Source organism: Martelella sp. FOR1707 (genome assembly GCF_053484265.1).
The window spans coordinates 756560-782654 of record NZ_JBAKFP010000001.1 but is presented as its reverse complement, the minus strand read 5'-3'; the positions used below and the strand labels follow the sequence as shown (position 1 = coordinate 782654).

Sequence of the window (26095 nt, the reverse complement as noted above, 5' to 3'; positions counted from 1 at the left end):
ATCTTGGAGCCGGTCTTAATCGGCCCGGGCATCTGCGAAGATGTCGCACACGCTCAGGAAGTCCGGCATGGTGACCGTCGGCAATTCTTCCGTGAAACTGCCCTGATTGCGACCGATCGCCTGTTCGTCGGTGACCGCGCGACGGTTCACGAACACCATGTCGAGCGCCGGAAGCACCAAGATGAACTGGCCGAAATGTCCCGCGGCGACAAAGGCGCCCTGCCACCATGGCTTGCCCTCCGGCACCTGCGGTATCCACCACAGATAGCTGTAGCCGGCAACGCGCGGCTTGGGCCGCGCCATATCGCGGGCCACGACATGCATGCTGGTGCTTTCGCGCACCCAGTCGGCGGGGATCAGCTGTTTGTCGCCCCAGCGCCCGCCGCGACTCATCACCAGACCGAGCCGGGCCATGTCGCGCCCCGACAGGAAGAAATGATAGGCGAGGTATCGCGACTGGTCCCGGTAGCCGAGCATACGCTGGCGCTTCGGATCGAAATCCTCCAGCGCAAGCGGACCGGCGAAGTCTTCCGCGAATGCGACAAACACGGATTTGCCCGTCAGCTGTTCGAAGGCGGCGCCGAGAACGTTGAAATCCCAGTTGTTGTAGTGAAAATAGCTGCCGGGCGTCTTGCTGCCGCGTGCGGGCACGCCGGTCATGTCGCCGCCCGGGCTCCCGGCCGGATAGTAGACGCCCGAGCTGCTGATCAGAAGATCACGCAGCGTTGCCGTTTTCTCGATATCGAGCAGACCCTCCGCCTCGTCGATGCCAAGATCGGCGACCGTCGCCCCGAGATCGATCGTCCCCGCTTCGACATATTTGCCGTAGAGCATGGAAAGAATGCTCTTGCGGGTGGAGGCAAGATAGCTGACCTGGCTGGTATCGCCATATTCGAAAATCTTCTCGCCGCCGGCAATCGCGATGAAGGACGTGGTCTCCAGCGCATCAAGCGCGCTGCGCGCCGCCTGTTCCACGGTCTCCGTCACGCCATAGGACGGTTTGTCTTTGCAGTCGGCCCAGTGAACGCCGGGAAAGCTCTGGGTCGGGGTCTTTGTGATCATGGCATACCTTCAGTCATGCATAGGAAATGCGAATGCGCGCCATCAGAGCGGCGGTCGCAGGGAAGATCGGTCAGTCGTTGAGATGACAGGCGCTGCGATGCCCCGGCGCGACATCGCGCAACTGCGGGACCTCCACGCGGCAACGCTCCATTGCAAATGGACAGCGCGGATGGAAGTGACAACCGCTTGGCGGATTGAGCGGTGACGGGATCTCGCCCTTGATGGCGCCATAGCTGCGCCTTTTGGGAACCAGTTCGGGGATTTCCTCAAGCAGGGCCTGCGTATACGGATGTTTCGGGTTTTCGAAGATCTCCGACGTCGCGGCCTCCTCGACCAGACGGCCGAGATACATCACCGCCACCCTGTCGGAGATGTGTCGAACCACCGAAAGATCGTGGCTGATGAACAGGTAGGTCAGCCCAAGCTGTTCCCGCAGGTCCAGAAACAGGTTCAGGATCTGAGCCTGGATCGAGACATCGAGCGCGGCGACGCTTTCGTCGCAAACCAGCAGATCCGGCTTGACCGCCAGCGCCCGGGCTATGCCGATCCTCTGCCTCTGCCCGCCCGAGAACTGATGGGGAAAACGGTTCTTGACCGAGGCATCAATACCCGCCAGCTCAAGATATTGGTCCACGAGATCGGCAATTTCCCTGCCCTTGGCCATGCCGTGGACGCGCGGCGCCTCTCCGACGATATCGCGCACACGCATGCGCGGATTCAGGCTGGACGACGGGTCCTGAAAGATCATCTGCGTACCAAGCTGCATCGCCCGTCGCTCGCCCGGCGCCGCTGTCGATAGTTCGGCGCCGTTGTGCCTGATCGCGCCGCTGGTCTGCGGCAGCAAGCCGCAAGCAACCCGGCCGAGAGTCGACTTTCCGCAACCCGATTCCCCGACAAGGCCGACGATCTGGCCCTTGCCGACGGTCAAGGTGACATCGTCGAGCGCATGCACGGACGGGCGCGGCTTGGCCAGCCCCGCCTTGACGAAGCCGCGCTCGATCACGCCCGGATGGCTCCTGAACACCTTGCTGACATGGCTGATTTCCAGGCGGGGCGTTGTCATTGCAGGGCTCCTTGCTGGGGGTGAAAGCACCGCAGAACCGTTTCGCCGTGCCGCTCCTGCCGCGGCAGCTCTTCGCAGATATCGGTCGCCGCATAGCAACGCGGGCGGAACGGACAGCCCTTGGGCATGCGCGCCGCCGAAGGCGTGGTGCCCGGAATCTGGCGCAGGCGGCGGCCGTGGCCGGCAGCGCCGGGCAGGCTTCCGATAAGGCCGCGCGTATAGGGATGAAGCGGCTCCTGGAGGATCTGCTCAACCGGACCATGCTCGACGATGCGCCCGGCATACATCACGCCGATCTTATCGGCGAGACCCGCGACCACAGACAGGTCGTGGGTGATCCAGATCAGCCCCATGCCCTTTTGTTCGACAAGGCCCTGCACCACGTTGAGAATCTGCGCCTGAATAGTGACGTCGAGCGCGGTGGTCGGCTCGTCGGCGATGATCAGGTCGGGCTCGTGCAGCAATGCGATGGCGATCGCCACGCGCTGGCGCATGCCGCCGGAGAACTGGTGCGGATAGGCGGCAAGCCGTTCTTCCGGGCTCGGAATGCCCACAAGTCCCAGGGCGTCGCGGGATCGCCTGCGCGCCTCGTCCACCGAGCATTTGCTGTGGGCGCGCACGGTCTCGATCATTTGGGTGCCGACCTTGAGCACCGGGTTCAGGGTCATCATCGGATCCTGAAAGATCATCGCGATCCGGTTGCCGCGCAGATTGCGCATCGACCGCTCGGAAAGACCGCGCAAATCCTGGCCGTCAAACAGAACCGAGCCGCCCGAAATCTCGCCCGGCGGATCGATCAAGCCCATGATCGAGAAGCCGGTGACCGATTTGCCGGACCCCGATTCACCGACCAGACCCATAACCGCGCCGCGCGCCACCGAAAAACTGACATCGTGAACCACGCCGATCCGTCCGTCGGCCGTCTCGAAATCCACACAGAGATTGCGAATATCCAGCATCATGCCTCCTCAGCGCAACGTGGCCTTGGGGTCGAGCACACGGCGCAGCCGGTCTCCGACAAGGTTGATGGAGTAGATGGTGATCAGCAGCGCAATGCCGGGATAGATGCTGATCCAGTAGGCCCCGGACAGCATGAATTCGAAGCCGTTGGCGATCAGCAGGCCGAGCGAGGGTTCGGTGATCGGAACGCCGAGCCCCAGAAAGCTCAGCGTCGCCTCAAGCGCAATCGCGCGCGCGGCCTGCATGGTCAAAAGCACGATCAGCGGCGACATGCAGTTCGGCAGGAGATGGCGCAGGATGATGTTGCGCGGCGGGATCATAAGGGAACGCGCCGCCTCGACATATTCGCGGCGCATGACCGACAGGGCCGAGCCGCGCGCGGTGCGGGCATAGGCCGCCCACTCCACGATCACGATCGCGAGCACGACGTTGGTCACGCCTTTGCCCAGAAAGGCGAGGATCAGCATGGCCGCGAGGATGGTCGGGAACGAAAGCTGCAGGTCGACCAGCCGCATGATCAGCGTTTCGAAACGTCCACCGACATAGGCGGCCAGCAGGCCCGCCAGCGTCCCGATCACGAAGGCCAGACCGGCAGCCCCTAGCCCGACCAGAAGCGAGATGCGAAGACCATAGAGGATGGCCGACAACATGTCGCGTCCCTGGGTATCGGTGCCCAGAAGATAGACCTGGCCCGAGAACGAGCTGCTGCCCGGCGGCAGCCGCCCGTCCATGATGTCCAGGGTCATGAGATCATAGGGATCCTGCGGCGCGATCAGCGGCGCGAACACCGCCGCCAACACCACCGCGATCAGCATCACCAGACCGACGGCTGCGGTGCGGTCGCGCGCGAAATCGCGAAGAAACTGCCCTGCGCGTCTGAGATGCAAGGCTTGTATGGAGGACTGTGTCATTCGCTTTCCGTCAGCCGGATGCGGGGGTCGAGGATCCGGTAGAGGATATCGACAACCATGTTGATGAAGACGAACAGCAGCACGACCAGCATCAGATAGGCCACGATCACCGGCCGATCGAGGGCTGCGATACTGTCGATGACGATCTTGCCGACGCCCGGCCAGGCGAACACCGTTTCCGTCACCACCGAAAAGGCGATGGTGGTGCCGAGATCGAGCCCGACCACTGTGACCACCGGTATCAGCACGTTCTTGAGCACATGCACCAGAAGGATGCGGCGCGGCGAAAGCCCTTTTGCGCGGGCGAACTTCACGTATTCGCTCGATTTCGCCTCGCGCACGCCGGTTTCGGTCATCCGCAGCACCATCGCGATGTTGAACAGCGCGAGGCTCAATGCAGGCAACGCGAGGTGCCGCAGGCCATCGACCGTCAGAAACGACCACTGGATGCCGAACACCGATACCGTTTCGCCCCTGCCCGAGCTTGGAAGCCAGCCGAGCGTCACGCTGAAGATCAGAATCAGCAGGATCGCCACCCAGAACAGCGGTAGGGAGAACCCGAGAATGCTGCCATTCATGATGAATTTTGCAGTGAGGCCATTCGGCCGGTTGCCCGCCAGGAGCCCCAGCGGCAAGCCGATGATGACCGAGAGCACGACGGCGCAGATCGCCAGCTCAAGCGTTGCCGGAAAGCGTGAGACGATCAGCTCGACGGCCGGCTCGTTGAACACATAGCTGTTGCCGAGATTGCCCTCGAACACGCCTTTCACGAAAAAGAAGAACTGTTCGTAGACCGGCCGGTCGAGGCCGAGATCGGCAATGATCTTCGCGCGATCCGCGAAGGTCGCTTCCGGCGGGATAAGGGTCTCGATGGGATCTCCGATGGCATGAAGCCCGAAGAACACGATCAACATCATGGCGAACGCCACGCCGACGGCCTGCACAATCCGCTGGATGATCCAGAGAAACATCTGCTCGTCCTCAATGTCTCATGGGCGGGAACGGCTGCCAGCGAAATCGACCCGCCGGCAGCCTGTGCCTGCTCAGAGGCCGCCCATCATTTCTTGACGACGTCCTTGGCGACCGTGCGCTCGTCGATGCGCGGCTCGTAATCGATGCCGTTGCGCATCGCCCAGGCGTTCGACTGCTGATAGAGCGGGATGATAGCCTGATCGTCCATCGCAAACTCCACCGCTTCGATCAGCTTAGCTTCGCGGGCATCGTCATCGGATATCTGCAGGGCCTCGAGGGTGATCTTGTCGAGATCCGGGTTGCTGTAGTTCGAGCGGTTCGATGCGCCCATGCCGGTTTCCGGGTTGATGGTCCCGAGCGCGTTCACGAGCATAGAGCTGGAATCGAAGGTTGAATTGCCCAGACCGATAAGGTGAATGCCGAACTCGGACCGCTTGCCGGAGAACGTCGCCCAGGGCAAAGCCTCGACCGAAGTGTCGACGCCGATCCGCGTCCACATCTGGGCCACGGCCTGCGCCACGGCGGGCGCGTTGGGATAGCGGTCGGTCGGCACGTAGAGCGTCAGCGCGAAGCCGTCGGGATAACCGCCCTCGGCCAAGAGCGCCTTGGCCGCTTCCAGGTCGGGTGCCGCCACGGCCTGCGACGGCGCATAGGAAAAGGCGGTCTCGGGCAGCCACTGCGCCGAGGCGGTGGCGGTACCTTCCATGATCCGCTCAACGATCGCCTCGCGCTGGATGGCCGTCGAAAGCGCCTTGCGAACCGAAACATTGGTCAGCGGGTTTTCCGAAAGTTCTGCGCCGTCCTTGCCCGATACGCCGGTGACCTCGTCAAGTGACCGGTAGTTGGGCATGAGATAGATGGCGCGCAGTCCGGCAGTCGAGCGCACATGGAGCCCGTCCGTGTCCTCCAGCCGCGGAATATCGACGGCCGGCGGCGTGTCGATGATATCCACATCGCCGGACAGAAGTGCGGCCGTGCGGCCGCCATTGCTGGTCAGCATGCGATAGGTGGCGGTGTCCCAGTCAACGGCATGGCCCCACCAGTCCGGATTGCGTTCCAGCACCACGGAATCGCCCTTGCTGAAGCTCTTGAACTTGAACGCACCCGTGCCGATGGCGGCAACGCCGTCATTGTAGTCGGCGGTGGTCGCGCCCTCGCCGGCGTGACGCGACACGATGGCGATATTGGCGAGGTTGCCGGGCAGGTTCGGCGCCGGCCCGTCTGTGGTGATCACCACCGTTTCGGCATCAGGCGCCGAGGCGGCCTCGACCGACCGCATGAAGCCGCCGAAGCCGCCGGGACTGTTCGGCACGTCACCAGCGCGCGAAAGGGTGAAGATCACGTCGTCGGAGGTAAAGGGCTCGCCGTCATGCCACGTGACGCCGTCGCGAAGGTGAAAGGTCCATTCGCTGTCGCCCGTCGCTTCCCAGCTTTCCGCCAGGCCCGGAACCAGCTTGCCGGCGGCCGTGCGCTCGGTCAGGCGGTCAAAGATCTGCATCGCGATGTTGTTGTTGGGCGAGGCATTGTAGAAATGCGGGTCGATCGAGGTGATGCTGGCGCCGACGCCGATGTTCAGGTCTTCCGCGACCGCGCCGGTTCCGAGGGCCACCGTCAGGGCCGATGCGATGATAAAGGATTTGATTTTCATGGTTCCCCCATTTTTCAAGGATTGACGCACCGCCCCCGGTTCGCCCGTTCATCAAAACAGGGGCCGGCATTTCGGGTCTTGTGCTGTCATAAAGACGTAACAGTTCGCCCGGCTTGACTGAAATGAATATTTCGTATTCGAAACATTCATATGACGAATGTTTACAAACTACGGGGCTGAGGAGGCCAGCGCCGCGTCCCGGTTTCAGACAACCCTTGAATCGCGCCTGTGCGCCTCGAGCGTCAGGGCCGTCATGCGGTAGAAGCCGTGTGCCATCTTGGAATAGGGCGTGAGCAGGAAGAAGGTCAGCACCGTTCCGAGATGCAGCGGCAGAAGCAGGGCGACGGCGCCCGTTCCCGTGGCGGCGTAAAGCGCAAGCCCGGTTGCCGACACAGCGAAAAGCAGCGCCACGAATGCCATTTCGCCGCCCCAGGCGGAAGCCGCGCCGAGGCTACGGTCGGCCTTCAGCTTGAGCGCCGCCATGTAGCCGGCTCCAAGGCACAGCAGGATGCCGCCGGAGACGCCGAGCAGTTTGGGCAGGCTGAAGAAGCCATAGGGCGCCTCCATGGCGAACAGGTAATGCATCACCGTTGCCGATGAGGTGGCCCCGAAGCACAGCAGGAAACCGTAGAGCACGGCCTGGTGCGCATGACGGCGAGCGTTGGAAAACCGGTCGGTATCCTCGAAATTGCAGCCATCGCCGTGGCCGCCCGCGAGATTGCGCATCTTGCCGGCCGAGACGATCGCCGCCCACAGATCCGTCAACGACACGCGCCCGCCCTCCACGGTCCGCCAGTAGCCGCGAAGCGAAACGGCGATGGCGACAAGCGGCAGCAGGAAGGCCGGGAGGAAGATCGCGACCATCAGGCCATGCGACATGTAGGCGTAGAACCCCTCCCCGCTTTCCGGCCGCATCGCCTGCGCCAGAGCGAACAGCAGGGCGAACGCCACCGTCATCAGCGCCGCCATCGCGACCCCGGATCGGTCGAACAGCCGGGCGAAGCCCGCCGGCCAGGCATGCTGTTTCCAGCTTTCCTGCCGCACTTCGGCCAGCGCGCCGGGCAGGTTCAGGTCGAATTCGTGCGGGGCCGTGTACTGGCAGGCGTAGTAACAGCCGCGACAGTTGTGACAGAGGTTCGCCAGTTGGGTGATATCGCCGTCGGAGAATGTCCTGAGGCTGTGCAGCGCCGGAAAGACCGAACAATAGCCCTCACAATAGCGGCAGGCGTTACAGATTTCGGCCTGGCGGCGCGCCTCGCCGATGAAATCAGACTGCATTTGCATAGGCGGAAGCCTCCCTGCCCGCGATCCGTCCGAAGACGGTGCCAATTGTCATGCCGAAACCGGCCAGATATCCCTGCCCGAGAATGGAGCCGGCCATGGTTTCGCCCGCCGCCCAGAGATTTTCGACGGGCCTGCCGCTGAGCGAGCATTGCGCATGATCGTCCACCTTCAGACCGAGATAAGTGAAGGTCACGCCGGTGCGCAGGCTGTAGCCATAGAACGGCGGCTCCATTATCGGGCGGGCCCAATTGGTTTTCGCCGGCGTCAGGCCACTGGTGGCGACGCCGTCGAGCTCGGTCGGATGGAAGTTCGAGGTATCGCCGCAGGCGGCGTTGAACCCGTCGACCGTTTGCCTGAGCCGGTCGGGGAGAAGGCCCATCTTGACGGCGAGTTCCTCGATCGTCTGCGCCTTGATCGGCGGAAACACGGACGGCATGAACAGTTCCAGCGACTTAGCGTCGATGATCACATAGCCGACCTGATCGGGCTGGGCAGCAACAAGCCGGCCCCAGATGGCGTAGCGCTTCGGCCAGACATCCTCGCCTTCGTCGTAGAAGCGTTCGGCATTCTTGTTGACCACGATCGAAAACGGCACGCAATCGAGCCGGGTGACGATGCCGCCGTCGAATTTCGGCGCGCGCCCGTCAATCGCCACGGCATGACACTGGGTCGGGTCGCCGACCTGTTCGACGCCCTGCCCGAGAAGATCCGCCAGAACGACGCCGCAATTATAGGGTGTGCCGCGGATCAGAAAATTCTTCGCCGCCGGCCCCCAGGCCCGGGCCAGCCAGTCGGTATCGGCCTGAAACCCGCCGGAGGCAACGACCACCGCCTTGGGCGCGATCCGGTGTGTCTCGTCGCCTTTCGTGTATTCGAGCCACACGACCTTGCCGCCATCCAGCTCAAGATGGCTGACCGCGGCTTCGTATTCGACCGCTACGCCCAGTTTGGCGGCGGTGCGGTAATAGGCGTTCACGAGGCTCTTGCCGCCACCGAGGAAGAAGGCGTTGGTACGCGCGAGCGACAGGGTTCCCGAAAGGGACGGCTGGAAGCGGACGCCGCGTTCTTCCATCCAGGGAAGACAGTCCTCGGAGGTGCGGATCGCGAGCCGCGCAAGGTGCTCATCGGTCTTGCCGCCCGTCACTTTGATCAGATCGGCGAAATATTCGTCCTCGGAATAGCTTTCAACGAGCGGACCGAGCGGCCCCCGATGCATACAGCGAAAATTGCGGGTGTGGCGGGAATTGCCGCCGCGATAAGGCTTGGGCGCCGTTTCCAGGATCAGCACGCGGGCGCCGGCTTCCGCCGCCGTCATGGCCGCGCACAGCGCCGCATTGCCACCGCCGATGACAACGATATCGACTGTCTTGCTCACAGGAGGTCTCCGTCATAGGTCGTGCGAGCGCGCAGGGACCGGACCCGCACCCGCTGAGCCATTTCGATATGCGCCCGCATCGCCGCCTCGGCGAGTTTTCCGTCGCGGGCGCGCAGGGCCTCGAGAACACCGAAATGCTCCTCGGCAGCTTTTTCCGCGCGATCGGGCTCGGCAAGCGTCGTGGGTCCGAGAATCATCAGCGATTTCTGCAGGCTGTTCACCGACCAGGTGAGAAAGCGGTTCTTCGCCGCATCCAGAAGCGCGGCATGGAACTGGCGGTTCAGGGCGAAGGCCTCCGGCACATTGCCGATCCGCTCCAGCTCGCGGTTCATGTCGAACAGCTCGTCGATTTCGATTTCCGAGGCGGCGCGGGCGGCAAGTCGCGCGGCCGTGCCCTCCAGTACCGCGCGCATCTCGTAAAGCTCCATCACCTCGGCATAGTCGAGCGTGCGGATCGTCGCGCCGAGCCGCGGCACATGCGTGACGATGCCGTCCGTTTCCAGAAGGCGGATCGCCTCGCGCACCGGCGTGCGGCTCACGCCAAGCCGCTCGGCAAGCTCGGTTTCCCGCAACCGATCGCCCGGATTGAGCCGGCCCTCCCGGACTTCGTCCAGAAGCTGCCGATAGACGGCATTGCCCTGCGACGAACCGGGCGCCGCTGCTTCATCACTCATGACTGGACTCGCCTCCGTAATTCTTGTATCCAACTGGATACATAAGGACACAAACTGAGTCAATCCACATTCATGCGCCCAGAACTCAAGAACCCGCACGCGCGCCGCGCCATTACCTTTGTCCTCGCTTCGGTCGGCGTCGGCATCTTCTGGCTGCTTGATCTACCGCTGCCTTTCCTCTTCGGTCCGATGCTGATGTGCCTGTGCGCGGCGCTGACGGGGTTGCCGATCAAGGGCTTCGGTCAGGTCTCGGTCGCAGCCCGCACGATCCTCGGCGTGGCGGTTGGCGCGTCGATCACGCCGCAGCTTTTCACGGAGCTGCCGCGCATGGCGGCCTCCATCGCCATCATCCCGATCTACATTGCGGTCATCGGTCTGCTGGGTGTTCCGTTTTTCCGGAAAATCTGGGGCTTCGACGCCCCGACGGCCTATTACGCGGCCATGCCCGGCGGCCTTCAGGACATGGTGATTTTCGGCACGGAAGCCGGCGGCAATCCGCGCGCGCTGTCCCTGATCCATGCCACGCGGGTTTTGCTGGTGGTGACGCTGGCGCCATTCATCCTGACGCATTTCTACGGCGCGGCTCTTTCAAATCCCATCGGAGCACCGATCAAGAACGTGCCGGTCCAGGAGCTGGGCCTGATGCTTGTGGCGGCGGTTGTCGGCTGGAAAGGCGGGGAGAGGCTCGGCCTGTTCGGCGCCTCGATCCTGGGCCCGATGATCGTGACCGCCGCGCTTTCGCTCTCGGGCCTGATCCATATTCGCCCGCCGGCCGAGGCCATTCTGGCGGCGCAGTTCTTCATCGGCTGCGGCATCGGGGTGCACTTCACCGGCATCACTTGGCAGGAGCTGAGCAGGGTGGTGATCGCCGCCGTCGCCTATGTCTTTCTGCTGGCCGCGCTCGCGGCGCTGGTCGCGCTGATCGTCGCGACGCTTGCGCTCGGCCATCCGACCGAGGCATTTCTGGCCTTCGCGCCCGGCGGCCAGGCGGAAATGACGGTGCTGGCGATCGTCACCGGCGCCGATCTCGGCTTCGTGGTCACCCACCACCTGACCCGCATCGTGCTGGTGATCGTCGGCGCCCCGCTGGCGGCTTCGTTCATCGGCCGGAAGGCCCGGCGGACCACACCTGAGGATTGATCATGTTGATCGGCGCGCCGTCCGCATAGGCGATAATCTGCTCGTAAATCTCGCGGAACTGGGTCTCGAATTCATGTTCGGTGACGAAGCCGATATGGGGCGTCGCGATCAGGCGCGGATGCGACAGCAGCGGATCGTCCGGATCGGTCAGCGGCTCGCGATCGAACACATCCACCGCGGCAAGCCCCGGCCGGCCCGCGTCAAGCGCCGCCTTCAGCACGCCGGGCGCAATCAACCCGGCCCGCGCGGTATTGACCAGAACCGCATAAGGTTTCATCAGCCCCAGATCTTCGGCGGTGATCGCACCCCTGGTTTCGGGCGTCAGGCGCAGATGAAGCGAAACGACGTCGCTCTCGGCAAAGAACGCCGCGCGGCTTTCAGCGACCATCTCCCCATCGCCGCGCGCCTTCTCCCGCCCTTCCGGCGAGGCCCACCACACCACCGTCATGCCGAAGGCGCGGGCATAGTGCGCGACAAGCCGCGCGATCCGCCCATAGCCATAAAGACCAATGGTCAGACCCTTTGCCGTCCGCCCGACACCGGTCTGCCAGAGACCGGCCTTGGCTGAGGCCATCTGTCCGGGCAGGTCGCGAAGGGCTGCGAGCATGAGGGAAAATGTCAGCTCGGCGGCGGCGACATTGGGCTCGCCGCCGCCCTTGCCGGAACAGACAAGCACATTGTGATCGCTGCAGGCGACGATATCGATATGCGGATAGGCGCCGCGCTGGGCGATCAGGCGCAGGGACGGCAGGCGCTCCAGCAGGCTGCGGGTGATCGCCGTGCGCTCGCGAAACAGCACAAGCGCCTCGGCATCCTTCAGCCGCTCCGCCAGCACCGCCTCGTCGTGCGCGTGATCAGTCCAGATCGTCACATCATGTCCGGACAGCAGGCTGAAGCCCGGCAGGCCGGGCAAGGTGTTGAACCAGTCATCGAGGATATGGATACGCATGGCTCCCCCTGTTTCCGCCGCTACCCGGATGCCGATCTCAGTGAGACAGCAGGATCGGTATCGAAATCTCGCGCAGGATCTTCGCGGTGTGTCCGCCCAGAAAGTCATCCCGGAACTTGGAATGCTCATAGGCGCCCATGACCAGCAATGACGGATCATTGCGCTTGCAATAGGACACGATGGATTCCACCAGCGGATGGCCGGCCGGCCATTCCTCGTGGACGGTCTCGATGTCGTGGAGGCTGAGATGCGTCATCAGATCGTCAAGCGAGCCTGCGGGCGGGCCGATGGTGAGCACGCTCACCTTGCCCTGCTGTTCGAGCAGACGCAGACTGTCCGACATCGCCCGCGCCGCAGCCCGGCCGCCATCCCATGCGAGGGCCGCGTGGGAGTGTCGGGCTTCCACGTCATAGCCCTCGGGCACGACGATCACCGGCCGGCCGGCGAGCAGCGCGATCCGGTCGGGATGCAGAACCACATGCTCGTCATCGCCGCGCATCGGCCGTCCGACGATCAGCATGTCGAAGCTGCGCGCCGTATCGGAGAGGACGATATCCACTCTCCCCTTCTGCGTCCTGAGCACCAGATCGTCCCCGAGACCGAGGCTCGGTCGCAACCGTTCGAAATGCGCCACGATTTCCGACACGATGCTCTCCCGGGCATCGGCAAGCAGATTGCGGGCTTCGCGCGGTATCCAGCGCGATGTCGTGTCGAAGGTGTCGTGGACGGAATGAACCAGAAGCGCCGTCAGGTGCGCGCCGCGCTGTTTGGCCAGCGAGGCGGCATAGCGAAGCGCCGCTTCGCTGGCTTCGGTTCCGTTGAATGCCACAAGCAAATTCATGATCGCCATGATCAGCGTCCTCCCCAGACAGAACCCGGAACGTAAACCTTGCCGTCCGCCAGCTTGCGCGCGGTGCGCAACAGTCCGGCCGACTTGAGGGTGAAACCGTCGGCGGCGTCGAACTCGACCAGCACTTCGATCTCACCGGACGGGTGTTCCAGCACCACGTTTGCCGGGCTCTGTTCGGGCCGCTCCAACAGGCCGTCGGCGACCGTTCCCGGCGTGAGCGCGCAGGAAGCAAGGCATTGGGAGCCGGTGACCGCCATGCTGGGATGGGTGTTCCACGGCATGAAATAGCGCGTCGCGATGGTGCCGCCGTCGCGGGCCGGCGCAAGCAGGCCGAATTTCGGGGTGACGGATTTCGTGACATCGCCCATGCCCATGCGCCTGCCGGCCTCGATCCGGACCTTCTCCATGCGGGCGAAGAAATCCCTGTTCGCATCGAGCTCCGCTGCTGTTTCATGGCCGCTGAGCCCGAAATCGGAGGCCCGGGCAATGACGATCGGCATGGCGACGTCCATGCAGGTGACTTCGATCCCGTCGATTTCGTCGCGCAGATTGCCCGTGGGCAGGAAGGCGCCGGTCGACGAGCCGACCACCTCCATGAAGTTCAGCGCGATCGGCGCGGCCGCACCCGGCACGCCGGCAATCGCGGCATCGCCGTCATAGGTCAGCGCGCCGCCCGGCGTCTTCACCCGCGCCAACACTTTCGCACCGGTATTGATCGCCCGGATGCGGACCTCGGTCTCCTCGCCCGCGGGCGCGATCAGGCCCATCTCGATCGCCGCCGGCCCGACGCCGGAAAGGATGTTGCCGCAGGTGGGCTTGAAATCGACCAGCCGGTCCTCGACGGATACCTGGGCAAAGAAATAGTCGATGTCGGCCCATTCATCCTCGGAGCGCGAAAGCATCGCAACCTTGGTGGTCACGGCAGCCCCCCCGCCGATGCCATCGATATTGAGCGGATGCCCCGAACCCACGGCCGCGATGAGCACGGCCGCCAGCGTCTCGCGGTCCTCCGGAAGGTCTTCCCGGCGGAAATAGGGGCCGCGCGAAGTGCCGCCGCGCATGAAAATGAAGGGAATGGCGGTCTGTGTCATAGTCTGTCTCCGATCACTTGAGCGGCCAGGGCAGGTCGACGGCGCTCTGCAGCAGGCCCGGCGGGAAATCACGATTGAGCGCTCCGGCCATGACACACATCAGCGCTATCCCGCAAGCCGTCAGGATCAGCACCTTGGGCCAGCCGGCCCCGGCGCGCACACGCAGGAACGCGATGAGGAAGACCGTGAGGGCGAGGATAAAGCCGACGAGCCAGGACGCCGCGATCAGGAAGGCGAACCACGCCAGCGTCGGCCACAGCCCGTAAGGCGCATCGGCGTCCTCGCCGGCGCGCTCCTTGTCGGCAAAGATCGCGTCCGTTTCCGGCCGCAGCATCATCTGCGCCAGCAAGATCAGGCAGCATCCAAGCGTGATGGCGCAGATCACCAGCGGCACGATCTTGTCGGTCAAGTTGTAGTCCGGGATCATCTGCGCATTGATCAGCGCCGTCACGACATAGGCGGCAATCACCAGCAGGAAGATAAGCGGGGCGCGCTTGGAACCGGCCTGCACCTCGCCCTCGGCCATGATGCTCTTGGCCTGACGAATGCCGAGAACGACCGATACCAGCGTGACGATGATCAGCACGATCACGATCGGCGAGAAGATATAGGTCATTCCCTCCTCGAAGCTGTTGCGAAAGCGGAAGGAGGCGATCTGGACAGCCTGGTTGGAGAATTTCTCGACCGGATTGGAAAGCACGAAGCCGATCAGGAAGGCAGGACGCGACCAGTCGAAGCGGCGCAGGAAGATGCCGATCAGGCCGATGGCGAACAGCGCCAGCAGATCCTCGAAATTCTGCCCCGACTGAAACGCCGCGAAGCTGATCAGCATGAACAGGAAGGGTGCCAGATAGGTAAACCGGATGGTCGTCAGTTTGGCGATGCCGCCGGAGGCTGCGATGCACAGCACCGTGCCGACGACATTGGCGAGCGCCAGCAGCCAGACGATGGAATAGGTAATGTCAAGATTGTCGCGCAGCATCGACGGACCGACCTCGATATCGCCGCTGCCCAGAAGCGCGATGGCGCCGATGAAGATCGCCATCGACCCGGAGCCGGGAATGCCGAACAGCAGCGTGGGAACGAGTCCGCCGCCCTCCTTGGCGTTGTTCGAGCTTTCCGGCCCGATCACGCCGCGGATCTCGCCCTTGCCGAAATTGGACTTGTCGGGGGTGGTCTGGACGGCATGGCCATAGGCGATCCAGTCCACGACCGAACCGCCGAGACCGGGGATCACGCCGACCATGACGCCAATGATGGAACAGCGGACTGAAAGCCATTTGTTGGCCACCCAGTCGCGAACGCCCTCGCCCCATCCCGCGCCGAGATTGGCATCCTTCGCGATCGACCGGTCCTGACGCAGCAGGGAAACGATCTCGGGCACGGCGAAGATGCCGAGGCCGACGATCACCAGCCCGAGCCCGTCGACGAGGTAGGGAATATCATAGGTCGCCATGCGCAGGCTGCCGCCGGCATCGGCCTCGCCGATCGTGCCGATCAGCATGCCGAGACCCGCCGCGGCCAGCCCCTTGAGCGCAACGCGCCCCGCCAGCACCGCAACCATCGACAGGCCGAGGATGGTGATCATCAGCATTTCGGGCAGCCCGAAGGCGAGCACGATGGGACGGGCGAACAGGATGAAGATCGTCAGAAACAGCGCGCCGACGAGTCCGCCGAACAAAGACGAGGTGAACGCGGCCGAAAGCGCGCGGGCCGCTTGGCCTTTTCGGGCGAGCGGAAAGCCGTCGAGAACGGTGGCTTGGCTCGCGGACGACCCCGGAATGCCCATCAGAACCGACGCAAAAGTATCGGAGGTCGGCACCACCGCGACCATACCGATCATCAACGCAAGACCGTAAAGCGGCTCCATGCCGAACATGAACGGCAGCAGCAGCGAAAGTCCGGCGATCCCGCCAAGGCCCGGAAAGACCCCGACGGCAAGGCCCATGACCACGCCCAGCACCAGATAGCCGAGCACCGTCGGCTGAAGGATCATCTGCCAGGCGTCAGACAAGGCCGGCAATGCACTCGCAAACATATCCATTGGAGAAGCCTCTTTCGGATTGCGTTTAGGCCCCTCCCCGCCAATCCGCGCAACAATGCGTCAGGCGATCTTGCAGCCGGGAACGGGCTTGATTTCTGAGACAATTGCGTTCGGACGAACCGGTCGGCGGCCAGCGCGCGACGGCCTCGCCGTCACGATCGCCGCCGCGGTAGCGGCCGTCCTTCCGCGGTCTTCGACCACCGCGGCCGCCGAACGCAAAGCCGGCGGACTGTGAAGGCCGGCCCGTCCCGAAGGAAGCGAGCCGGCCTTTCCGGGGAGGATCTATTTCAGCGAGACGCCATAGGCCTGCTGAAGCCAGTTCTTGACGTATTCCTTCGCCTGGGGCGAGACGGTGGTGCCCGCCTCGGTCGCCTTCTTGGCGTTCGGGCCGACGAAGATCTCGTACTTGCCGATTTCCTTGGCGGAGATGGTGGCGAAGTCATCGCGCTTGCGCACGGCATCGAAGGCATCGGCATAAACCTTTGCCACCTCATCGGGTGTGCCCGCCGGCAGGAAGGCAATCTTCTGCACCGGGAAGCCTGACACGAAGAACGCCTTCCAGGCATCCCACGCATCGCCGCTGGTTTCACAGCCGTCGGTGGCTTCACAGACTTCCTTGAAGGTCGGGATGTCGGGGAAGGTCGGATCGCGCACGATGTTGCCCTCGTCGTCGAGCGCGCCCCAGGTCATCATCGGCACGGCCTTGCCCTGGGCCACCAGATCGGCCGACGCGCCGAGATAGCTCGAGGAGGTCTGATAGTCGATCGTGGCCTCACCGCGCTCGAACATCAGCCGGCCGTCGCCGCGCCCCTTAATGCCGAACACGGGTTCGACATTCATCCCCAGCATCTGCCACGCCAGCAGCGGCACGAGATCAAGCCGGGTCGCGCCCTGCGAACCGTAGATGAAGTTGATGTCTTTCAGCGCATTGGCCGAACCGTCGAACTTCTCGCCATCCTTCGGGTTGATATAGGCAACGCCGCCGGTACCGGACGCCATCACCGGCACCCAGTCGGAATATTCGTAGCGGACCCGCGGATCGTCGAGCAGATAGGGGAACTGGGTCGAGCCGGATGTGCCGAAGAGCAGCGTGCCGTCTTCGTATTCCTGCTCCTGAAACCAGTTGGCGCCCTTGGTCGAGCCGGCACCGGGCATGAACTTGACGACAACCGTGGGGTTGCCGGGCAGTTCTTCGGAGAGCATCGGCGCAAAGAAATTCGCCCATTTTGCCGAGCCGCCGGTTTCGGAGAACGGGATCACCCATTCCACCGTCTTGCCGCTGAGATCCACCTCTGCGGCGGCTGGCGATGCCACCAGAGCTGCCACGGCTACCGAAGTCGCAAATTGCGTAATGGTCATTGGTTCCTCCCTAGGACCTAGTGTGGCGCAGGTAGTACCTGCGCGCATTCGAAAACTTAAATAAGGGAACAAAGTCCCTCCTCCGACGAACGCACGTTGCCAAGCCAAGCTTGCGCAAACCTTGCGCCTCGTGACAAATTCATGTCCATGCGAATCGCGATCGTGGAAGACAACCTGTCTCTGGCCAACGGGATTGCCCACCGATTGCGAAGCCGTGGACATGCCGTTGACCTTCTGCACGATGGCGAGGACGCCTACGCGTTCCTGACGCAGGAAGGGGCCGATCTAATCGTCCTCGACATCGACCTGCCGTCCATGAACGGCATCGATATCCTGCGCGCCCTCAGGCGGCGCGAGGATGGCACGCCCGTCATTTTGCTCACCGCGCACAGCGAAACGAGGGAGCGCGTGGCCGGGCTCGACGCCGGGGCCGACGACTACCTGACCAAACCATTCGACATGGATGAGCTCGAGGCGCGCGTTCGGGCCGTCGCACGCCGTCGCAACCTCGTCTTCTCGGAGCAGGAGACGCTCGGGAAACTCTTGTTCGACCGCGCCAGCCGGCAATTGTCCTTCGAGAACCAGGTGCTGAATGTCCCGCGCAAGGAAATTGCCATCCTGGAATGTCTGCTGGAGCGCCGGGGACGGATCGTGTCGAAATCCCATCTGTTTTCGCACGTCTATGGTACCGGCGCGGATGTCGCCGAAAACGCGATCGAGCCGCATATCTCGCGGCTCCGCCGCCGGATCGAGGAATACGGCATCCATATCAAATCCGCCCGCGGCCTTGGTTACATGCTCGAAGTCGATGCAGCATGAAGAAGTCGCTCTCGCTGCGCACACGGTTGTTCCTTCTCATTCTTGTGCCGCTTCTGTTCGTCTCCTGCCTGCTCGGCCTCTGGCGTTTCGAGGCCGCGAAGAGAACAGCGGAAGAGCTGTTTGACCGCACCCTTCTCGCCGCCGGTCTGGCGATTGCCCGCGACGTCGCTATTTCGGAAGGCGACGCCATATCGCAACGCTCCCGCAGCATCATTTCCGATGCCGGCGGCGGCGAGATATTCTACCACGTGACCGGACCCGGCGGCATCTACGTAACGGGATATGCCTATCCACCTGTGCCGGAAACAAGGCCGACCGATGAGGGGCCGACCTTCTACATGGCCAATTATCGCGGCGAACCGGTGCGGGTATTGCGGATGTCGGAAACCACGACCATCGGCAATCTCACCGGCGAAACGGTCGTGACGATATGGCAGCGGGCAAGTGATCGCCGGGCCTTTGCGATCACCTTGGCCTTGCGCGCCGCCGCGCTGATGGCCGCGCTCATGATCGCGCTGGCGGTCGTGGTCTGGTTCGGCGTGCAGATCGGCCTGAAGCCGCTCAGGGGTCTGCAGGAGGCCATCGCCCTGCGCTCGCCCGAGGATCTCCGCCGCATCCGCAGGCCGGTCCCGGAAGAGGTCGCCGGCATCGTCGCCACCCTGAACAGGCTTCTCGGCCAGGTCGAGCAAAGCATCGAGAACCACCAGGCCTTCATCTCCGATGCGGCCCACCAGCTTCGCAATCCGGCCTCCGCCCTTTTGTCTCTCGCCGAGGCGCTGAGGGACGCCAGGACAGAGGAGGATCGCGTCCAGCTTCAATCCGAACTCGTCATGGCCGCGCGCAAATCCGCGCGTCTGGCGGAACAGCTTCTCTCTCTTGAGCGCCTGCGTTACGACGAACCGGCCCAGATGAACCCGCGCGATCTCAATGTCATCGTCAAGGAAGCGTGCGAGGCTGTGGCACCGGAAATCCTGTCGCGGAACCTGGCTTTCAGTTTCGACGCCGCGCCCGAGGCTCTGGTTGTCCAGTCCGACGAAACCCTCCTGAGCGAGGCCGTGAAAAATCTCGTCGACAATGCGCTGCAGCATGGCGGGGCGCATCTCGGCGCGATCACCGTTCAAACCGAAACGGACGGGGAAAATGCGGTGCTCCGGGTCATGGACGACGGCAAGGGCATCCCCCCGGAACTGGCCGATGTCGCTTTCAGGCGTTTCGGCCAGATCGAACCCGGCTCCGGCAGCGGCCTCGGCCTCGCCATCGTTCAGGATGTCGTTCTGCGTCATGGCGGCACGATCGGAATCGTACCGAATGCAAAGGGCACCGAAGTCAGGATCACCCTGCCGCTCAGCGAGAAGTGAACGCTCCGCGCCGCCTGCGCACGGACATGCGAGGCTAGATCCCTTCCGCTTGCGCAAGCCGTCCCAGTTCCTCCAGAGCCCAGTTCTCGAACACCTGGTAGGCGTCCGTTCCAGGATGTTGCAGCATCATACAATGCGAGGCATCGGGCAGCAGAATGTAGCGATAGCCGTAAAAGGCGGCGAGCGCCCTGTCCTGGCCCGGCGGATGACGGGCCGCGTCTTCCCGTCCCGCCTCGATGACGATGCCGCGCCTTATCCGTGGCTGGACGGAGATCTTCAGACCGTAGCGTTCATTCAACGCGCGCGGGCTCTCGGCAACGAGACGGGGATGCCACTTTTCCGCGACATCGGAACCCGCAAGATAGACGGCACGATAATCGGCCAGCGCCGGCGGCTGTTTCGCCACGTCGGCGGGCACGGGCGGAACCGATGCCACGCCTGGCAAGTTGCCGGCGGGAGAAGGCGCAACGAGGCACAACGCGGCGAAATCGACCTTTTCCGCAGCCTTTGTCAGAACCAGCGCTCCGAGCGAATGCCCGAGCGCCACCACGGGGCCGTCCAACCGAGCTGCCGCCTCCTCGACGGATCGCGCGTAATCCGAGATGCCGCAGCGGGCATAATCCGCGGGCTGCGGCAAACCGCCATGGCCCGGCAGGTCGACCGCCGCCACGCCCACGCCCTTTCCGGCGAGCGCGTGGAGCCATGCGCCGAAACACCATGCGCCGTGATAGGCCCCATGCACGAACAGGATGGAAGGCTGGCCGACGCGAACGTCGCGGCTGCGCCAGAGCCGTCCGCCGCCCGGCAGCGGCTCCTCGCACAGGTCGGCAAAAATGTCCTTCACTTGGCAACCCCTGCATTGTCGCCAATCAGCGATGTGTCGCGGCCGCGCCCGGTCACGAGAATAACGACCCCGACCAGAACCAGCCCCGCCAGGTTTACCGCCAGCGCCGGCCACAACAGCAGCACGCCGGCAATCACAGTCACGACCCTGGCCCACTTGTGGAGCGGCCCGAGCAGCCAGCCGGAGAACCCTGCCGACAGAGCGACAGTTCCCGCGAGACACGCGGTAAGGGTGACCGCGACGTCCAATGGCGTGCCCTGAAGCAGGGTTTCCGGCCGGAAGATGAACAGGAACGGCAGAAGGTATTTGATCACCGCAAACCGCACGGTCTGGAGCGCAGTCGCCCACCACGAGGCATTCGCCAGGCCCGCGGCCACGAAGACGGCGGTGCAGACCGGCGGCGTTATAGCCGAGAGCGTCGCGAAGTAGAACACGAACATGTTCGCGTTGAGAGCCGGCACGCCGAGCATATCAAACGAGGTCAGAATGGTGGAGGCGGCAAGGACGTAGGCCGCGGTGGTGGGCATGCCCATGCCGATCACGATGACCACGACGCCTGCCAGGATCAGGGCCGGGAACAGGTGTCCACCCGCAAGCCCCAGCATCGCATCGCCAAACTTCACGCCGATGCCGACAAAGCCGATCACACCGATGAGGATGCCCGCCGCGGCGCACAGCGCGCCCAGCATGACCAGCGGGCCGGCCGCTTCCACCAAGGCCGAGGCGAGGTCACGCAACCGAGCGACAAAGCCGCGGTTTTCGGGATCGAACACCAGATGCAGCCCCGCGAGAACAACACACGCGGACAGAATCGACAGCGAGACGGAATAGCCCAGCAGCAGCATGGCCAACAGCACGACGAAGGGTGCTGCCAGAGGTAGCCAAACGGAAATGCGACGGAGGCGGACAGCGTCAGGCATTTCCTCTTCCGGAAGGGCGCCGACGCCTTCACGCAAGCTTTCAAAATGAACTGAAGCCAGGACGCCGGCATAAAACAGCAATGCCGGTATCAGCGCGACCGCCATCATGTGGCTGACGGGAAGATTGAGGAACTCGGCCATCAGGAACAGGCCGGCGCCCATGAGCGGGGGCGTGATCTGCCCACCGGACGAAGCAGTGGCCTCGATCGCGCCGGCAACTTCGGGGCGGTAGCCCATCCGCTTCATCATTGGAATGGTGAATGTGCCGGTCATCGCGACATTGGTCACCGACGAACCGGTCATCGACCCGATCATCGCCGAGGAGATCACCGAAATCTTGGCCGGGCCGCCGCGCATGCGGCCGCCGACGAGCTTGGCGATATCCATCATCGTCTCGCCGGCTCCCGTCGCCATCATGAGCGCGGAAAACAGGATGAACAGGATAAGGAAGCTGGCGTAGATGTTGAAGACCTGCCCCCAGATGCCGTCCGTGGAGAGATACAGCATCGAAGTGAGCATCCGCAGGCTGACGCCGCCATGACCGATCCGCCCGGGCAACAGATCCCCGAACAGGGCGTAGGCCGCGAAAATGGCGATCAGTATGGCGAAGGTCCAGCCGATCGCGCGGCGCGAAAGCTCTAGGATCGCCGCGACCAGGGCCAGGCCCAGGATGATCGCCTCGGGCCGCCTGGACACGGGGTTCATCATGATGTCCCAGTAGTTGACATAGACCCAGAGGCTGGCCACGACGATGACGACCAGCATGAGGGCATCAAGACCTCTTGCCGCCCAGCCTCGGCCGGCAGGCGTTACCAGAACCGCCAGTCCCGCGACGAGAGACAGAACGATGGCGCGGTGTTGGAGGTTCGGCAGCTGTCCAAACACCGCGCCCCAGGCGGTAATGCCCACGAGCAGCGAAGACAGGACGAAGATCAGGAGCGTGCGCAGACGCGCTACGCGCCGCCCGGGAGTATCTGATGTCATGACGATGTCCGTATAATGGAGAACCGGGCGCCCTCGCCTGGCGGCGAAGGCGCCTCACGACGACCTATTTCATCTCGGGCGGCAACAGACGATCCGGCACGGTATAGCCAGCTTCGCGATAGGCCTTCACGGCGCCCGCGTGGAGAGGCTGCTCTGCGACATCGAGCGTCTGCTGCGCGATGTCGACATTCGCGATGGCCGGAAGGGCGGACCGCTGCAGCGGCAAGGACTCCAGCATGCCCTTCACAAGACGGTAGGCCGTATCCTCATCCATACGGTCGGTCGCGGTGAAGCCGATCCAGACCGCGTGCACGGTATATGGTTCCGACCCTTCCACCACGCCCGCCGGCATCTCATAAAACCCCATCCATGGCAGGGCCTCGCGGATTTGGGCGATCTGGTCATCCGTATAGCCGAGCGGCTGCAGCGGGCGCGTCAGGTTCAGTTCCGCCGATGCGCTATCGAGCCGCGGCGCCTGGGTGGCCATCATCAGGCCATCGCAGCGGCCGTTCTTGATAGCGTCGATCGCATCGCCGCTGTCGGACATGTAAAGGTCGGGATGAATGTCCAGCACCTTCAGGATACGCATCATGTTCTTCTGCTGCGATGACCCGTTGGTCCCTGGGTGAAAGCATTCTCCGTCGAATTCCGCGACATTTGTTATGCCGCTGGCCTTGGTTGCCATCAGGTTCTGGATCGCGGGAAGGGTCCACCACAGCACGCGAAACCCGTCATAACCCTCGTCCTGGGCATCGGCGATGATGTCGGGCGATATGCCGCCGAAATCGAGATCGCCTTCCTGCAGCAGCACGGAATTCGCGGCGAACCCGCCGGCGCTCACCACGGTGACGTTCAGCGTGTCGTCATTGGCGCTGATCCCGTTCGCAAGAGCACTGTAATAGGGGTAGAATGACGATGTATTGGTGGACCCGCCCATGTTCAGCTGCGTTTCCGCAACCGCTGGTGAAGCCAAGGGCGCGACGAGAAGCACAGCCGTCGCAACGGCCCGAAATCTGGTGAACATATGATCCTCCCTGATGTTCATCTCCGAAGCCATCATCGCCTCAACAATCCGATAAATAAAATTGTTTGATTTTATTCTAGCATATGTTTTTCTTATGTATGCGCGATTTGTCGACCAAGCACCTGAGAGCCTTTGTCACGGTCTGCGACTGCGGATCGATCACCTCCGCCGCCGCCGCGCTGGGCGTGACGCAACCAGCGCTCAGCACGACGATACAGCAGGCGGAAGAACTTGTGGAACTGCGATTGCTGGACCGAAGCGCCAGGCGCGCGCGTCCGACGGCAGCCGGACTTCTGCTCCTGCCGGAGGCCCGCCGGATCTTGGGCGACGTCAAAAGCGCCACGACGCGGCTGCGCGACCTTGCGGCGGGCCGGATGGGCCATATCTCGATCGCAACCCTGCCGTCGGCAGTCGACCACATCCTCGCGCCAACGCTTGCCGCATTCAAGTCGACCTATCCCGATATCAGGATCTCGGTTCGCGACGCGCTCAACGCAGAAGTCGTCGCGCTGGTGCGCACCGGCCAGGCCGATATTGGGATCGGCGCGCATGATGAAACCATGTCGGATATCGAGCAGGTGACTGTCTACGAAGACCGCTTCATCGCCGTCATCCCCGTGAATCATCCTCTGGCGGGCAAGAAGGACCTCACCTGGGACGCGCTGCGCAATGAAGCCTTCATCGGCGGCGCGGCAGGGTCGAACACGCGCGCGATGGTGCAGAAGACCCTGCGCATCGAAGAAAGCGAGAGCATGATCGAATGTTCCTTCGTGCCGACGACGATCGGGATGGTCGGCCATGGGCTGGGGGTGAGCGTGCTGTCGGAACTCGCCTGCCGGCCGTTCCGGAACGATCCGAGGATCGTGCTGCGCGAACTGCACCCGATGACGCCGCGACCTATCGCCATCATCCGCGATCCGAAAAGTGCGGAAACTGCCGCGGCGGGACTCTTCATGTCGTTCTTCCAGAGAGCGAATGTTTCCGCCTCCTAAACGGGACCGCTTGGTTTCGTACCACATCGGGCCCAGTGAATGTTTCGGAGGTTCACTGGACGCTGTTGCAATATTGCTCTGTTGATCTCCGCAGCACATGCTCACTTGGACGCCACAGACGCCCCAGCTCGGGCATGCCTTGCGGGTCTCCCGCCCGGCAATCGCGCCCTGTGCCTCTCGACACCATAAGCGTCGACATCGCCAAAAAGCGCCCAGCGATCGAGCTGTCAAAATATACCAGAGGCTGGTCCAGGAAGGTATCTGCAATTCAATCTGAAATACCTGCCTGAATTTAGACTGACTCAACCGTTTGACTGGTGCCATCAGGCCTTGAAGGGATTGGGACCTTTGACCAACGGTTTTGGCACAGATTGGTTTCAACAAGAACAGCAGCTTAGACCCAAGGGTATTAGAAACAGACTCTCGTACTTCTTGCGGACCGTTTGATTCCGAAACCGTCATTCACACCGCTGAATAGCTTGCAGCTCCGGTGATACTTCCCGCAACGTAAATTCCCCTGATTGCCCCTCGGAGGCGTTTCTCAACGCCGACAAGCTGACCCTTGGTGGCGTTATGGCCAGACTGCCTCCGCAAGCCAAGGTGTCGTCACAGTCGATTGGCCATAGATGACCGATGCCTTCTGCGAGAGAGCAACGAGTTCCTGAGAGAGGCAAGACCGAGCCATTCCATTGAGAGTTTGCGCTGCCGCAGGCGAGCAGATGCTCAAGGCCGGCAAACGCCGCGTCTTGCCGGGCATGTCAAACCCAACAATATCATTAAGTGACGCCATACCAATCGTTGGCGGCGTGTCTTAGCAGGCGGGGTCGGTCGGGCCTCGACCACCACCTCGGTCTGCGGCTTGCCCTGAGCGCCGGCCTCGGCCTGCGTTTGCTGGCGCTCCGCTTCGGCTGGGCAGTCCCAAGTTCGTCTGCAAACACGATCTGCATTGAGTTCAGCACCGATATCTACCGGCCTTCCCCGGCTGAATTCGTTGATCTCGCCTTGGAGCTGACGCACGCACCGCGTCGTATAACTGACGTGATGACGGGCGGCTGAGAGAAAAAGGAAGCTCGGTCAGCCTCGCGAAAGCTGACCGAGCGGCTTTTTTACCGGAACAGTCCGTCGATGGGGTTTTCATTGTCGTAGGCGATAACCTCTTCGCTGGTCATCCCTTCGAACTTTTCCTTGCCTTCCTTGAGGGCTGCGATGACTTCCTCGGCGGAGGGATCGGAGAGGGATGCATTCGCGGCGATAAAATCGTCATACATCGAGGCCAGCAGTTCGTCCATTTTGTCCATGTCGGCCTCGCTCGGCTGCGTGATGACGATGCCCTCTTCCTGCATTTTCGCCAGGCCCGCCTCGTTCAGATCATGATACATCGTCGCCATGTTGATCGCCGCGTTCCGTCCGGCCTCCGCCACCACGGCCTTGAGATCATCGGGAAGCGCGTCGTACATCTCCTGGCGCATGGCTGTCGGGACGAAAACCCGCGCGATGCCTGTGCGATAGACATGGGTTCCGATGTCATCAAGATTATAGGCGACCATGTCGCCGGAGGACAGGAAGATGCCGTCGACGACCCCCTGCTGGAACGCCGAGTAGGCATCGGCGATCGTGATGTTGACGGGGATGGCCCCCAGCTTCTCGGCCACCTTGGTCAGCGTGGGGCGGGGGGGGGGGGGGGGGGGGGGGGGGGGTTGGTCAAGAGAAATTAAAGACCTAATTGCTTTCTCTTATAAAAAAAAAAAAAACAACCACACACACATAAATAT

The 26095-nt window shown here is 63.1% G+C and carries 22 protein-coding genes; 4 read left to right on the top strand and 18 right to left on the bottom strand.

Going from position 1 to position 26095, the window contains the following annotated elements; all coding sequences use genetic code 11:
• Window positions 1-15 precede the first annotated feature (15 nt).
• The 9 genes from V6765_RS03495 to V6765_RS03455 all read right to left on the bottom strand — a co-directional run bounded on the left by V6765_RS03495 (window position 16) and on the right by V6765_RS03455 (window position 9949).
• A complete protein-coding gene (locus V6765_RS03495) occupies window positions 16-1062 on the bottom strand; it encodes a serine hydrolase domain-containing protein (RefSeq protein ID WP_448426474.1) in 1047 nt (348 codons plus the stop codon).
• Between the two features lie 70 nt (window positions 1063-1132).
• On the bottom strand, window positions 1133-2125 hold the full coding sequence (locus V6765_RS03490; protein WP_448426472.1) for an ABC transporter ATP-binding protein: 993 nt from the start codon (window positions 2123-2125) through the stop codon (window positions 1133-1135).
• Complete coding sequence (locus tag V6765_RS03485; protein ID WP_448426471.1) at window positions 2122-3087, bottom strand: ABC transporter ATP-binding protein; 966 nt, start codon at window positions 3085-3087, stop codon at window positions 2122-2124. The genes V6765_RS03490 and V6765_RS03485 overlap by 4 nt, the downstream gene beginning before the upstream one ends.
• Window positions 3088-3093: 6 nt before the next feature.
• On the bottom strand, window positions 3094-3996 hold the full coding sequence (locus tag V6765_RS03480) for an ABC transporter permease (RefSeq protein ID WP_448426470.1): 903 nt from the start codon (window positions 3994-3996) through the stop codon (window positions 3094-3096).
• The gene (locus V6765_RS03475) at window positions 3993-4967 is read right to left on the bottom strand and encodes an ABC transporter permease (RefSeq protein WP_448426469.1); all 975 of its coding nucleotides are present in this window, start codon (window positions 4965-4967) and stop codon (window positions 3993-3995) included. Before V6765_RS03475 ends, V6765_RS03480 begins: the two co-directional genes overlap by 4 nt.
• Window positions 4968-5053: 86 nt before the next feature.
• Window positions 5054-6616: an ABC transporter substrate-binding protein gene (locus V6765_RS03470; RefSeq protein ID WP_448426468.1), complete on the bottom strand. Its 1563-nt coding sequence runs from the start codon at window positions 6614-6616 to the stop codon at window positions 5054-5056.
• 204 nt (window positions 6617-6820) lie between these two features.
• Window positions 6821-7900, bottom strand: a complete 1080-nt coding sequence (gene tcuB / locus V6765_RS03465) for a tricarballylate utilization 4Fe-4S protein TcuB (protein WP_448426467.1) — start codon at window positions 7898-7900, stop codon at window positions 6821-6823.
• Entirely contained in the window at window positions 7884-9215 is a 1332-nt protein-coding gene (gene tcuA, locus V6765_RS03460; protein ID WP_448426625.1) for an FAD-dependent tricarballylate dehydrogenase TcuA, read from the bottom strand. Before tcuA ends, tcuB begins: the two co-directional genes overlap by 17 nt.
• Before the next feature lie 56 nt (window positions 9216-9271).
• Window positions 9272-9949: a GntR family transcriptional regulator gene (locus tag V6765_RS03455; RefSeq protein ID WP_448426466.1), complete on the bottom strand. Its 678-nt coding sequence runs from the start codon at window positions 9947-9949 to the stop codon at window positions 9272-9274.
• 72 nt (window positions 9950-10021) lie between these two features.
• On the opposite strand from V6765_RS03455, the gene V6765_RS03450 reads away from it, so the two are divergent.
• Window positions 10022-11089 carry an AbrB family transcriptional regulator gene (locus V6765_RS03450; RefSeq protein WP_448426465.1) on the top strand — a complete coding sequence of 356 codons (1068 nt, stop codon included), beginning with the start codon at window positions 10022-10024 and terminating at the stop codon, window positions 11087-11089.
• Here V6765_RS03450 and V6765_RS03445 read toward each other — a convergent pair.
• The 5 genes from V6765_RS03445 to V6765_RS03425 all read right to left on the bottom strand — a co-directional run bounded on the left by V6765_RS03445 (window position 11049) and on the right by V6765_RS03425 (window position 17382).
• The gene (locus V6765_RS03445; protein WP_448426463.1) at window positions 11049-12038 is read right to left on the bottom strand and encodes a D-2-hydroxyacid dehydrogenase family protein; all 990 of its coding nucleotides are present in this window, start codon (window positions 12036-12038) and stop codon (window positions 11049-11051) included. The two genes, V6765_RS03450 and V6765_RS03445, sit on opposite strands and share 41 nt — an antisense overlap.
• A gap of 37 nt (window positions 12039-12075) precedes the next feature.
• Window positions 12076-12888, bottom strand: a complete 813-nt coding sequence (locus tag V6765_RS03440) for a universal stress protein (RefSeq protein WP_448426462.1) — start codon at window positions 12886-12888, stop codon at window positions 12076-12078.
• A 2-nt stretch (window positions 12889-12890) separates the two neighbouring features.
• Window positions 12891-13979: a 4-oxalomesaconate tautomerase gene (locus V6765_RS03435; protein ID WP_448426461.1), complete on the bottom strand. Its 1089-nt coding sequence runs from the start codon at window positions 13977-13979 to the stop codon at window positions 12891-12893.
• A gap of 13 nt (window positions 13980-13992) precedes the next feature.
• Complete coding sequence (locus V6765_RS03430; RefSeq protein WP_448426460.1) at window positions 13993-16023, bottom strand: tripartite tricarboxylate transporter permease; 2031 nt, start codon at window positions 16021-16023, stop codon at window positions 13993-13995.
• Window positions 16024-16305: 282 nt separating this feature from the next.
• Window positions 16306-17382, bottom strand: coding sequence for a tricarboxylate transporter (locus V6765_RS03425; protein WP_448426458.1), 1077 nt, complete (start codon window positions 17380-17382; stop codon window positions 16306-16308).
• 141 nt (window positions 17383-17523) lie between these two features.
• Between V6765_RS03425 and V6765_RS03420 the strand changes: the two genes are divergently transcribed.
• Together V6765_RS03420 and V6765_RS03415 are read left to right on the top strand one after the other, a co-directional pair.
• On the top strand, window positions 17524-18201 hold the full coding sequence (locus tag V6765_RS03420; protein WP_448426457.1) for a response regulator transcription factor: 678 nt from the start codon (window positions 17524-17526) through the stop codon (window positions 18199-18201).
• Complete coding sequence (locus tag V6765_RS03415) at window positions 18198-19559, top strand: ATP-binding protein (RefSeq protein ID WP_448426456.1); 1362 nt, start codon at window positions 18198-18200, stop codon at window positions 19557-19559. The genes V6765_RS03420 and V6765_RS03415 overlap by 4 nt, the downstream gene beginning before the upstream one ends.
• 34 nt (window positions 19560-19593) lie before the next feature.
• Here the strand turns inward: V6765_RS03415 and V6765_RS03410 are convergent, their stop codons facing one another.
• The 3 genes from V6765_RS03410 to V6765_RS03400 form a co-directional block, all read right to left on the bottom strand.
• Window positions 19594-20403: an alpha/beta hydrolase gene (locus V6765_RS03410; RefSeq protein ID WP_448426455.1), complete on the bottom strand. Its 810-nt coding sequence runs from the start codon at window positions 20401-20403 to the stop codon at window positions 19594-19596.
• Entirely contained in the window at window positions 20400-22307 is a 1908-nt protein-coding gene (locus V6765_RS03405) for a TRAP transporter permease (RefSeq protein WP_448426454.1), read from the bottom strand. Before V6765_RS03405 ends, V6765_RS03410 begins: the two co-directional genes overlap by 4 nt.
• A 64-nt stretch (window positions 22308-22371) precedes the next feature.
• Entirely contained in the window at window positions 22372-23331 is a 960-nt protein-coding gene (locus V6765_RS03400; protein ID WP_448426453.1) for a TAXI family TRAP transporter solute-binding subunit, read from the bottom strand.
• 98 nt (window positions 23332-23429) lie between these two features.
• Between V6765_RS03400 and V6765_RS03395 the strand changes: the two genes are divergently transcribed.
• Window positions 23430-24323, top strand: coding sequence for a LysR family transcriptional regulator (locus V6765_RS03395; RefSeq protein ID WP_448426451.1), 894 nt, complete (start codon window positions 23430-23432; stop codon window positions 24321-24323).
• A 1106-nt stretch (window positions 24324-25429) separates the two neighbouring features.
• Here the strand turns inward: V6765_RS03395 and V6765_RS03390 are convergent.
• On the bottom strand, window positions 25430-25984 hold the full coding sequence (locus V6765_RS03390) for a TRAP transporter substrate-binding protein (RefSeq protein ID WP_448426624.1): 555 nt from the start codon (window positions 25982-25984) through the stop codon (window positions 25430-25432).
• Window positions 25985-26095 lie beyond the last annotated feature (111 nt).